Annotated in this window: 9 protein-coding genes; all 9 read right to left on the bottom strand. The window is 29.7% G+C overall.

Going from position 1 to position 13,196, the window contains the following annotated elements:
- Positions 1 to 235: 235 nt before the first annotated feature.
- Entirely contained in the window at positions 236 to 1,489 is a 1,254-nt protein-coding gene (locus tag QMG30_RS13445; protein ID WP_281816170.1) for a hypothetical protein, read from the bottom strand.
- A gap of 59 nt (positions 1,490 to 1,548) precedes the next feature.
- Entirely contained in the window at positions 1,549 to 3,171 is a 1,623-nt protein-coding gene (locus QMG30_RS13450) for a peptidoglycan DD-metalloendopeptidase family protein (RefSeq protein WP_281816172.1), read from the bottom strand.
- 275 nt (positions 3,172 to 3,446) lie between these two features.
- On the bottom strand, positions 3,447 to 4,574 hold the full coding sequence (locus tag QMG30_RS13455; RefSeq protein ID WP_281816175.1) for a hypothetical protein: 1,128 nt from the start codon (positions 4,572 to 4,574) through the stop codon (positions 3,447 to 3,449).
- A 17-nt stretch (positions 4,575 to 4,591) separates the two neighbouring features.
- Complete coding sequence (locus tag QMG30_RS13460; protein ID WP_281816178.1) at positions 4,592 to 5,857, bottom strand: stalk domain-containing protein; 1,266 nt, start codon at positions 5,855 to 5,857, stop codon at positions 4,592 to 4,594.
- A gap of 230 nt (positions 5,858 to 6,087) precedes the next feature.
- Entirely contained in the window at positions 6,088 to 7,389 is a 1,302-nt protein-coding gene (locus tag QMG30_RS13465; RefSeq protein ID WP_281816181.1) for a family 16 glycosylhydrolase, read from the bottom strand.
- Between the two features lie 115 nt (positions 7,390 to 7,504).
- The gene (locus tag QMG30_RS13470; RefSeq protein WP_281816184.1) at positions 7,505 to 9,955 is read right to left on the bottom strand and encodes a glycoside hydrolase family 65 protein; all 2,451 of its coding nucleotides are present in this window, start codon (positions 9,953 to 9,955) and stop codon (positions 7,505 to 7,507) included.
- Between the two features lie 5 nt (positions 9,956 to 9,960).
- Positions 9,961 to 10,770: a carbohydrate ABC transporter permease gene (locus tag QMG30_RS13475; protein ID WP_281816186.1), complete on the bottom strand. Its 810-nt coding sequence runs from the start codon at positions 10,768 to 10,770 to the stop codon at positions 9,961 to 9,963.
- A gap of 15 nt (positions 10,771 to 10,785) precedes the next feature.
- Positions 10,786 to 11,721, bottom strand: a complete 936-nt coding sequence (locus QMG30_RS13480) for a carbohydrate ABC transporter permease (RefSeq protein WP_281816187.1) — start codon at positions 11,719 to 11,721, stop codon at positions 10,786 to 10,788.
- Between the two features lie 69 nt (positions 11,722 to 11,790).
- The gene (locus tag QMG30_RS13485; protein ID WP_281816188.1) at positions 11,791 to 13,083 is read right to left on the bottom strand and encodes an ABC transporter substrate-binding protein; all 1,293 of its coding nucleotides are present in this window, start codon (positions 13,081 to 13,083) and stop codon (positions 11,791 to 11,793) included.
- Positions 13,084 to 13,196: the final 113 nt, after the last annotated feature.

The following is a 13,196-nucleotide window of genomic DNA, read 5'->3' on the forward strand; positions in this document are numbered from 1 at the left end:
TTATTATCATTATATAAATTTAATAAAATTATTTCTACAAATCCTGACGAACGACATGATTTATGGGATGAAATGCATTTTTTTGCATTTTAGTCTCTATGAATCTATATTTTAGAATCAATATTATTAATTTATGATATATTATTTTATAGGAAATTTTAAGGAAACAGAAAGTATGACTTTCCTAAGGTAAAAAAGCGTGTTTACTAAAAAACACGCTAAAAAATATATAATTTTATAGAGGGGAAATATAGTCTTCTTGAATATCTAGAATAATGTTTATTTTACCTTTATTGAATTGGACAAATCTATATGCATCAAAATATTGATATTGTGGTTCTAGTGCAGTTTGTTTTCCAGTCAATACAATCTCCATAATGCCATCGTTATTTATATCTAGTAAATTAAATATACTTAATCCTTGAAGATGATAAAGATTAGTTGAATCTATGTAAAAATCCATAATATCTAATGCTTTTAAATCCATTATTACATTATCACCATATATATCTTTAAGTTTTATATAACATATTTTGTCATTTATTTTATATTCATACATAGGGTTTAAATAATAATCTTCTATAAAATAATTATAGATATCTCCTAGTCTATAATTACTACTTTTTTGTGTTAAATAATTTTTTATGTCAGTAGGATCAGTTAAGCTAAATATCTCTTTATCAATAGGCATAAACATTTCATATACTGGTGACACATTATTATCCGATATTATGTATATCAAATTATATAATACCAATCCATTGTCTGGTAAACTACTTACAGTATAATCATTATCGTTCTCTTTTTCTAAAGAAAAATTAGTTGCATGTAAGATTATTTCATCTACTCCATTATTATCTAAATCACATTTTAGTATATCTTTTAGTATTGGGGGAGTATTTGTAAAATTATTTTCTATAAGCTTATTTTCTATAATATCTAAATATTTTTCTACTTGCTCTAATTCTTCTATACTATATGGTTGTAGGTCCCAATCGCATTTTACACTTAAGCAAATATCGTATAAATCATGACCATTTTCATCTATAGGATATGCATTACCAAAAGTATAAATTGGATGCTCTCTAACTTCATTTGTAATTGACATAGAATTTCTTTTGCTATCAAATCCTATGAACTCTCCATTGAATTCATTTAATACGTCATTAGAAATATTATCACTATTATAAAACTTGTTAAAATTTCTACCATCATAGTATATTCCTATTCTATCATGCACTACTATATATTCCTTTGATAATGTATTCTTAGTTACTTTAGTTATTGAGTCTTCTTTGTTATTGTGGTCTTCGGAAGAATTAAGATTATTATTCTCTATAACCTCCTTTTTGTTTGTCTCTTGTTCTAATACAATATTAGTTTTTTCATTTTCATTTGTAGATTTAGTTTCTTTACTTACATAATTTTTGCTACACGAAACTAAAAATATGCTAACTATTAATACTATATAAATTGTCTTTAATTTCATAATGTTTACTCCTTACATAAATTTTATACGAATTCATAATTTGTCTTATTAAATATAGATTATTCACTTATGTCAACTATGGAATAAGGTGCCTTACTACTTAATTTATTCAAATCGTTAGCTGAACTTGAAACATTTGGTGATCTACCATTTTTTACTTCAATATGAACATGTGATCTATTAGGAGAGTTTAATCCCGCATATCCCTGTTTACCTAATTCTTGACCTAATTCTACATACTGACCTAATTTAACATTTATTTCTTTAGCGTGTAAATAGCTAACTGTAATATTTTCATTTTCATAATATACGGAAATAGTGTTATAAACATCTTCTCTACCTTGTTTTTTACCTGAATAAACATTTACTATTTTATTATTAGCATTTAAAACATTCTCATCCACTCTAATTACTTTACCCCTAGAATCTACAATAGATTTGAAACTTGCAGAAACATGGGTTTTATTTACGATATCTATACCTTCATGTATTCCCTTAAATTTCCCTCCATTTAGGTTTACCACATCATTTCCATGCTTGAATGAACTTCTGTTAACTCCATTATAAAATTCTCCATATATTGATGATACTTTTACATTATCATCTGTTTTCCCGAATAATCTGTTAACCATTAACTGTATTTCATGGGTATTATTATTAGGATAGTCACTTTCAGCAACTTCTTCAGGAAAATATCTATAATTTGCATTTTCATAAAATCCTTCATCTGGTAAAGGAACTTGTACAGCTTTTCTCTCACCAGCATTTGTTTTTACTTTCTTTTTGGCATAACGATTCATGCTACTATGTTCCTTTTCTTCTGTTTTTTCAACTCTTACACCAATATTTAGCTTATCGTTATCTACCCATGCTGTTTCTTGATGATACTTGCCTGGATATCTTATATGACTTCTATTTCCTTTTTGCTCTAAGATAACTATATCATCGCCTACCCATAATTCTCCATAATCACCGTTGTCCTTAGTAATTGGTGTCACTTTAGAAACACTTGCATAAGTATAATTAATATCTACTGTCACTCCACCCTTGGAATTAGGTGACCATTTTATATTAGCACCAGATTTTTCAGATACTTCTCTTACTCCAACATGTATATGTCCATCTTTTACTGTAAATGTTGTTCCATCACTTGCATGTCCTACTCCGTCTTTCATGTTTTTCAAATCATATACAATTGTTTTCCCATTCAATTTCACTGTTGTAGTTCTTGTTTTTCCATCCCATTCAGCTGTACCTCCTAATCCTTCAATAATATCCACAAGATATCCTGTTGTAACCCCATCAGTTACTTTTGAATCTCTAACTTTTACTTTCCCTACTGTTACATCGGCAGGTTTTGCATTATTATTAGTTGACTCTTTTCTATCAGAAGTATCTAATTCCAATATAAAACTTTTCAATTTCTCTTCAGTATCTGCATATGTATCTATTGCATCATTGATTTGTCTATCATATGTAATAAAAATTTCTGATATCAATTTCAATTTCTTGCTGACTTCATTTAAATCATATCTAATATTATCTCTTTCTGCAATATCAAAGTCAATACAATTTTTCTGTGAATTAAAATCATTTAAGGTGATATTGCTTTTTTCAATTAAATCTTTAAACTTTTCTGTTACATCTCCTAATGCATTTAAATCTACTGTTAATGAACCCATATATCATTTTCCTCCTTGATTAAAAATAATAAATTTTTTATTTTATTATATAGATTTGATAAAATTATTTCTACAAATCCTGACGAACGACATGATTTATGGGATGAAATGCATTTTTTCGATTAATTCTTAAAAAGAACAAAGAGGTCACACAGATTTCAAGGAAAATAGAAAATATAACTTTCCTATCTAATCAAAAAAATTCCAGCTAAATTATATTAACTGGAATTAACTATATATTCTAAATACACTAATTAAATTACAACTACATAATTTTATTCCATAGCACTTATTGTCTCTAATATTTGAGGAACATCTTCCAACATAGACATTGCTTTTTTAAAATCTGTGTTCATATTTTCATCTTCCTCATCCCTTAATGAACCAATTTCAAAATCTGTATGTGTTGCATAGTAATATTTTTGTTCTCTGTAAGTTCCTATTTCTTTAATGCTGTCTAAGAAATCATCTAACTCATCTTCTCTTATGATAGAAAACATATATAGTCCATTCCCGTCTTCTCCCTTGATTGTGCTATCTTTCCCTGTATATAGTATATCAATATAACCACCATTTTCTTCTTCTACTATATTATAATAACCTTCCCAGCTATTTGGAAACGTTAAACTAAAGCCCATAACATCATTGACATATTTTATACCTTCATCTTGTTGTCGTGGTTGTTCTTGTGAATCTTCCTCTATCTTATCATCTGCTGATTGTTGTTCTATAGATTTTATTGTCTTTAGAATTTCTGGAACATCTTCCAACATAGACATTGCTTTTTTGAAATCTGTGTTCATATTTTCATCTTCTTCATCCCTTAATGAACCAATTTCAAAATCTGTATGTGTTGCATAGTAATATTTTTGTTCTCTGTAAGTTCCTATTTCTTTAATGCTGTCTAAAAAATCATCTAACTTATCTTCTCTTATGATAGAAAACATATATAGTCCATTCCCGTCTTCTCCCTTGATTGTGCTATCTTTCCCTGTATATAGTATATCAATACAACCACTATTTTCATCTTTTACTATATTATAATAACCTTCCCAGCTATTTGGAAATATTATACTAAATCCCATTGAATTATTGATATATTGTATACCTTCATTTTCTTGCTTCTGTGATTTTTCTTCTAATGATTTATCTATCTTATTATCTATTATTTGCTTTGATTGTTCTTTCGGTTTTTCTTCTATATTATCATTTACCGATTGTTGTTCTTCTCTAGTTTTTTCTAGCTTATCATTTGTTGGTTGTTGTTCTTCCAAAGTTTTATCATTCGAGGTAGCATTTTTATTTTCAATACTCTCATTAACATTAGATGTATTATTGGTTTTATTATTACATCCAACCAAAATTATTATTATAATGATAAAAATTACTTTTTTAATATTCATTTTATCTCCTTCCTTGATTAACGAGTTTTGGCATTAGATCCGTTTGTGGCCTTTTCTTCACTAGGTAAAGTACCTGAATTTGTACCACCATTAACACCATACCCCTTAATATAAGTACTATCCTCACTATATGTTCTTAACCTTACAGCATTGTCTGAATTTCCTTCAATAGTATATACTTTTTTCTTATCTGAGTCATATAGAGTAACTATACCTACATGTTTATCAAAGAATATAATATCACCTTCATTTGGTTTATAGCCTGATTCTCTTGTCTGATATCTATTAGCTATTATATAATATTTCTTTTGGTAATAAACACTTGCTTCTTTAGGTACAGATGGATTACTTGTATTTGCTACAGTTTTTCCTTTATCCAAATTCTTACGTTTTACTTTGACAGCAATACCCGCTTGATTCGCAACATATGAAACAAACATAGCACACCATGGTTGTTTATTTAACCCATACCATTTACCGTATGGTGTATCATTATCCCCATTATTTTCTTTAAACCCTTTTTTCAACTCATTCTTAGCGCTATCAACGAATTGTGTCATCAAATTGTTAATTTCCCCTTGTTGTTGGTCTATAGTGGTACTTGATAAATTTGAATTAGTATAGGCAACATTTACTGTTACTCCACCTGTTGTATTAGGTGACCATTTTATATTTGCACCAGCTTTTTCAGAAACTTCTCTTACTCCAACATGTATATGTCCATCTTTTACTGTAAATGTTGTTCCATCACTTGCATGTCCTACTCCGTCTTTCATGTTTTTCAAATCATATACAATTGTTTTCCCATTCAATTTCACTGTTGTAGTTCTTGTTTTTCCATCCCATTCAGCTGTACCTCCTAATCCTTCAATAATATCCACAAGATATCCTGTTGTAACCCCATCAGTTACTTTTGAATCTCTAACTTTTACTTTCCCTACTGTTACATCGGCAGGTTTTGCATTATTATTAGTTGACTCTTTTCTATCAGAAGTATCTAATTCCAATATAAAACTTTTCAATTTCTCTTCAGTATCTGCATATGTATCTATTGCATCATTGATTTGTCTATCATATGTAATAAAATATTCTGATATCGATTTTAATTTCTTGCTGACTTCATTTAAATCATATCTAATATTATCTCTTTCTGCAATATCAAAGTCAATACAATTTTTCTGTGAATTAAAATCATTTAAGATGATATTGTTTTTTTCAATTAAATCTTTAAACTTTTCTGTTACATCTCCTAATGCATTTAAATCTACTGTTAATGAACCCATATATCATTTTCCTCCTTGATTAAAAATAATAAATTTTTTATTTTATTATATAGATTCGATAAAAATATTTCTACAAATCCTGACGAACGACACGATTAATGGGATGAAATGCATTTGGAATTTTTTTTCAGGACTTACAACAAAAAATCGCTATATTGAAAATCCATATAACGATTTTTTATTAAACAATTTATTATATAATCAGTTTGGTTTTATAATTACTATTTAATTCAGTCTATTACGATGTTTCTAATTACGTAACTTTGCCATTGCAAATTGGCATCATTAACTTTTATTCGTAAACCCTTATTATTCTCTTGTTCATCAAAAGTTAATTCTCTACTTTCTACAGTATCATCATTCTTTTCCCATACAATATCTCCTGAAGATGCTACTGTACTCCAATTAGTAGAACCGTCTTCAGATACTTGTATGTCCCAATTTGTTGGTGCTTGTCCTTGACAATACCAACTTTCTAGCGATACCTGATTGAATGTCTGAGGTGATTCCCATCTAAAAGTCACATAATGTGGATAATCCGGGTATCTACCACTCATAAATTCTGTTACAGGATTTGTATCTGTCAACCTGTCTACTGGAAATTTATCAAATTCACTTGTAGCAGTCGCAGTTGCTGAAACTGCTAAACTATTATTAGTATATCCACCTTCTCTTTTATATACTCTAAAATAATCTATTAAAAATTCTTTTGGATATACTCCATCATTAACTCCATCCCAACCACAATCTCTATATATTCCTAAAAATGTCATCATTCTATAACCTACTGATTGATTGGTGTTACCAACAAGTTTATTGTCTATATAAAATTTCATTCCACTTGGGTCCCATTCAAATCCATATACATGCCAAGTATTTGCAAGATCATAACCAATAGAAGATCTAAATGTTTCACTTTTTATAGTAGCATCATCATGAGGGTGAATATTAATAAATGAATTAGTGGTATAACTAAAAGGATTCTCAACTATGTCTACTTCTGCTTTTTGATATGATTCATCTTCACAACCAATCATCCACCAAGCTACATGACCACCACTGCCACCAGGTAGTTTTGCTCTTATTTCAAAATATCCATACTTTGTTGTATACCCATCAAAAATCGACTCATGATGATCTAATGGCATACTTTTATTAAATTGATGGATATTATCTTTTTCAAAACTTTGAATACTTGAACATTTTACATCGCCATCATATGTAGGATTCCACGCTGGATAATCTTCATCAATTCTTAATACAAGAGCATTTTCTCTAAAAGTATAATCTGTAGCACTTAACTCTTTAGTTGTCCAATGAGGAAGATAATATGGCAACCAATGGTCTGTATCGAGATTTTGTTCATTGAATTCATCATTATAATCTAGTATCCACCCATCTTTTATTATAGGATTTGCTGGATAATCACCTCTTGTTGAATTATCATCTTTAATCTTTTGAGTATTTGCGTATGAAATATTTGAAACTAAAAGAATCATCATCAAAAATGTAATTAAATAACTTCTTTTCATATTAATCAAAACCTTCTCTCTTTTATTATTTTTATTGAACATATGAAAATTTAACTTTTTACTATTTTTACTTAGTAACTATAAAAATCAACCAAACTAATTACATTAGCTTAATCTAACCAAATACTTTGTGTTTATCTTTATCCTTGCTGGAATCATCTTCTTTTTCTACATTTTCAAATTTTGCTGTTACAACGACATCTTTATCTTTAATCAATACTAATTCCTTATCTTTATGTTTGATGACACATTCATCTCCTTGGGTCAACTTATATATAATTTGTTCATGATTTATTGTTACATTTATAATTTTATTCTTATAAGTAACATTAAAACTGTAACTACCCCAAGCCTTTGGAATATAAGGATTAAAAGTTAACTTATCATCATATGTTTTCATCCCTGCGAATCCAAATACAATATTCATCCACGTTCCGGCCATATTCGCTGCATGAATACCAGTATGGACACTTTGATTGTAATCATCAAGATCAAGTCGTGATGTACTAGTAAAATACTCGTAGGCTTTATCATAATATCCTAAATCACATGATAATATCCCTAAAATACAAGTTGACAATGAAGAATGATTCAATGTTAATGGTTCATAATACTGATAATGTTTTTCTATTTCTTCTTTACTGAACTTATCTCTTAATAAATACATCGCCATCAACAAGTCTACCTGTTTACACATTTTATGTCTAAATACAAAAAGTGGATGGTAGTATTTGTATAACAAGGATCTTTTTTCTTCTGGCAATCTCTCAGGGTGCCATGGTTTTCTATATAAAAATGTATCATCCTGCCCATATATCTCTAATTTTTCATCATATGGAAAATACATATTATCTGCTGCTTTTTTAAATAACTCTAATTCTGTTTCTTTTAATTCCAACCTATTTGCCAGTTCTTTATATTCTTTCAATCTATTTTTTTTCATCCAACAAACTGTATCATATGCATACAATAAATTTTCTCTTGCCATAAGATTGGTATAACAATTATTATCGACCAAAGCTGTATACTCATCTGGTCCTGTCACACAATGAATACAGAACTTATTATCTCTTTCTTTGATAAAATCTCCTACATCTAACCAAACCCTTGCTGTTTCAATATAAACTTCAGCAGCTTTTTCTACAAGATATTCTACATCATCTGTTACCTCTACATACTTATGGAATGCATAGGATATATCAGCATTGATATGATATTGCGCAGTCCCGAGTGGGTAATACGCAGAAGCTTCTTTACCATTGATGGTTCTCCATGGATACAGTGCACCATTAGGGTGTCCAAGTTCTATGGCTCTATCTCTAGCAGCATCTAATGTACTATATCTAAAATCAAGAAGATGCTTAGCTAAATCTTTTGATATATATACTAAAACTTGTATAATATACATCTCTGTATCCCAGAAATTATGCCCTTCATAACCTTCACCTGTAATTCCTTTTGCCCCCATACCTGTCTTTCCATCACGACCACAGGCTTGCATCAAATGGAATAAATTGAACCTGATTCCTTGTTGTAATGCAGCATCCCCTTGAATCTTGACATCTGCACTATCAAAGAAATCATAAACATAAGATTTTTGGTCCATAGCAATATTATTAAATCCTTCAGTACTTGCTTGTATTAATATTTTATTGGTAATCCCTTTTATTTCATTCGGGTCATAATCCATAGAAGATACATAGGATATGTATTTCTCAAAAGTAACTGTTTGATTCTGTATCCCTTGAATCTGGTATCTGACACTTGACTTATATTCTTCTTCAACATTGGATATTTTATAATCGTTATTGGATATCAACTTATTTTCACTAGCACAACATAATACAAATTTTGTATTCTTTGTTTTGCTTATAATTGATAATAATGTATTGTCCGCCTTTATTTCTTCAGGTTGTAAGACTCTACTATAAGGACCATAATCGATTAATGGATTAGTATCTGCTGTGTGATTGATGACATCTCCATCAATCTCGGATATTATATTGATTTCTCCATCAAAATTAAGTGGTGTTATCTCACATTTAATAGCCATAAGATGTTTATTCGTTAGTGAGACCAATCTTTTGAATGTTATTCTTATTTTTTTTCCTTTTGGAGATACCCATGTTATGTTCCTTATGAGTATACCCTCCTTCAACTTCAGCACTCTTTTATATTCAAGAATAGATCCTTCATTCATATTGAATTCTTCATCATCCAATTTAATCTTGATAATTTTACCATTCTGAACATTCAACATCGTCTGACTAACATCTGGAAATCCATAATTGAATTCACCATATCTTATTTTTTCACTCTCGTAGAAACCATTTAGAAATGTTCCTTCTAATCCAGTCTCTTTATCAAACTTGTAATTTTCCTCAAATGTTCCCCGTGTCCCTATGTAACCATTTGACAAAGCGAATACTGTCTCATTTCTATAATTATTATTAACATCAAATCTATCTTCTATGATTTCCCATTCATTATATGGATATATTGCTTTTGATTTTTCTGATATGCCCAAGATATTATCCCCTTTCTCACTCATTCTAGAATTAATCATTACTTCTATCCTTTAATACCAGATGTTGCTATTCCCTCAATAAGATATTTTTGCAAGACTAGGAATAATAGCAAAATAGGTATTGTTATCATTACAACTCCAGCCATTGTAAGATTTAATCTATTAAAATAAGTATCTTTTAAAGTATTAAGTCCAACAACAAGTGTATACATCTTATCATTACTTACAAATGTAGCTGGTACCAAATATGCATTCCATGATTGTGTAAAATTGAAAATGGTTAAAGTTATAATTATTGGCTTTGCTATAGGAAGTACAACTCGAAAGAAACTAGTAGCATGATTCAAACCATCTATTCTTGCTGCTTCTACCAAATCATTTGGTATTGTAATAAAAAATTGTCTAGCCATAAATACATAAAGTGGATTCAATATAAAAGGTATCGTAAGACTTAACATTGAATTATGCCACCCTAGACCTGCAACCATTATGTAAAGAGGAACCAAAAGCAATTGAAAAGGAATCATAAGAGTTACTACTATAATATTAAAAATCACTCTTTTGCCCTTAAAATTAAGTTTAGCTATTGCGTAACCAGCAAGTAAACTTGTAGTAAGTTGACCAACTAATGTTATAATTGCCATATTAATAGTATTCTTATACCAATTAAGAATATCGTAATTAGTAAATAACTCTTTATAATTATCCAATGATAAAAACGATAATGGTACTATATGATTAACCTTGTCAAGAGGTAATAGGGAATTGTAAATAGCATAGGCTAGAGGAGCGATAAATATTATTGCAAAAATAATAAGTATTATATAAAAAATTAATTTTACAAAACGTTTCATGTGTTAACCTACTTTCTAATAAGCACCGTCTGCATCGGTAAATTTTCTTTGGATAAATGTCACTAAGAGTATAAGTAAAAATAAAATCACAGCTATTGCACTACCATATCCCATTTTATAATACCTAAAAGAGTTCTGATAAAAATAGGTTAAAAGAGTACTTGTCGCACCAGCAGGGGATCCTAGTCCACCACTTGCATTAGAAACTGCTGCAATCTGGTCAAATAATTGAAATGATTGAATAGTCGCATATGTTATGACCAAAAAAGTTGTTGGTCTCAACATTGGTACGGTTATAAACCGAAATTTTTGAAAACCGTTAGCACCATCAATCTCCGCTGATTCATATACAGTACTAGGTATTGTCTGAAAACCAGATAAATAATATACCATATAAAATCCTACCATCTGCCAAATAAACATTATTCCGATGAACGGCATAGCCATTTTAATATTGGCATACCATGTTGTGTTGGAAATTCCAATAATTCCAAAAAATTTTGCCATGACACCGTCTTTAACAAAAAGATACATAAATACTGTAGCAACTGTTATAGGGGCGATAACATATGGCAAATAATAGATTGTTCTGAATGCTCCTCTTCCTTTAAACGATTTATTTAATAATAGAGCCAAAAGTAAAGAGACAATTGTTATTGTTGGAACCACTATTGCTCCAAAAAGCAAAGTATTCTTCAGTGCAATATAGAATTTTGGATCTTGGAATAAGTGTATGTAGTTGCTAAAACCTATAAACCTATTTTTATCAGGTGTCACATATGAATACTTGAAAAAGCTAATATATATAGAGCGCATGAATGGGATTAAAAACCATAATATCCAACATATAATAGCTGGTAAAACAAATAAATATGCAGTAACAGTTTCATCACTTCTTTTAGCTAAAAATATTCTTCCAGCATTATTTTTCTTCATAATATTTTCTTTCATTAGTAGTCCACTCCAGTTAAATATTTAATGATAACAGGGGATTCTACCCCTGTTACCTTTATATGAAAGTTATTGAGATCCATATTTTTCAGATAAATTATTTAATATTTCTTCTGCTGATTTATCTGAATTACCATAAATAACACTCTCAAGTTCTGATTGAAAATCTGATTTAAATTGTTCATCTGCTGGATAGCCAAATCCTGTAGCATATGGAACTTGCTCCTCTATAATTTTAAGTTTTGGATTGAGTTCAAAGAATTTTGGTAAAGCTTCTGTGATACTAGGTGAACCACCAGTTATCTCAGCATTTGTTAATTGGAATTCTTTTCTTGACATATAGTATGCTGCTTTTGCTGCAAGTTCCGCATTTTTAGTATTCTTCAATACAGAATATGCATAAGTATGTAATGTTGAACCTTTGTTTCCATCACCACCTGGCATTGGAATGAATGTGTAATCAACATCAGGAGCAGATTCTTTCATAAAACCGACATACCAAGTTCCTCCTGTTGACATGGCACATTTTTGACCACCAAATACTTCTCCATCCCAAGACATACCTGCATCTTTTGCAGTTACTGCAAGACCTTCATCAAACATCTTGAATATGAAATTCAACGCATCAATGTTTTCTTTAGAATTTATTGATGCTCCATCTTTCCAACCACCACCAAAAGAATTCATATATTGGGTTGGGTGATATATATTACCTATATCAATACAAACACCTTTTACTTCATCTTTTGTAAGTGCTTTCGCAGCTTCATAAACTTCTTCCCATGTTTCTGGATAATCTCCAAGTCCTGCAGCTTTCCATAGATCTACATTCACTGCGAATGTCGCTGGAGCAGCTGTTGTTGGAATTCCATATAATTGACCTTGATAATTCCAAGCTTTTATAGCACTAGGTGCATATGCTTCAAAATCAAAATCATATTCATCGTATGGAAGAAAGAATCCATCTTGAATTAATCCTAAACTTGCTTCATTTGTAAGATTAACAATATCAGGAGCTGTTCCTGCTGCAACTTCACCAGGAAGTTTTTGCCAGAAATCATTAGCTGTAGGATAATGTTGTAACTTGATTTCCTTGATTTCTGGTACTGCACCTGCAATTCCTTCAACTGCTTTTGTAAAAGCTTTTTCTTCCCCTGATGAACCCCAGAAACCTAATGTCAATGTGACAGCTTCATCAGAGCTTTTATTAGATTTATCTGTATCGGTAGTCTCTTCTTCATCTTGATTTACCTTAGAAATTGTATCATCTTTTGCTTCTTTCTTTGATTTGCAACCTGTAAAACATACACATATAAGGCTTATTGTTAAACAAATAGTTAAAATCTTAGTTAAATTTTTCATCTCTCTAATTCTCCTTTTCTTAATTTTCACTTACAAGTATACCTTAATTAAATTTTAGCATCATTATTATATTTTGATATTTATTAATCTTTTTTTTATAGTTTTTGAATTGT

It is taken from the genome of Vallitalea longa (genome assembly GCF_027923465.1).
Lineage (GTDB): Bacteria > Bacillota > Clostridia > Lachnospirales > Vallitaleaceae > Vallitalea > Vallitalea longa.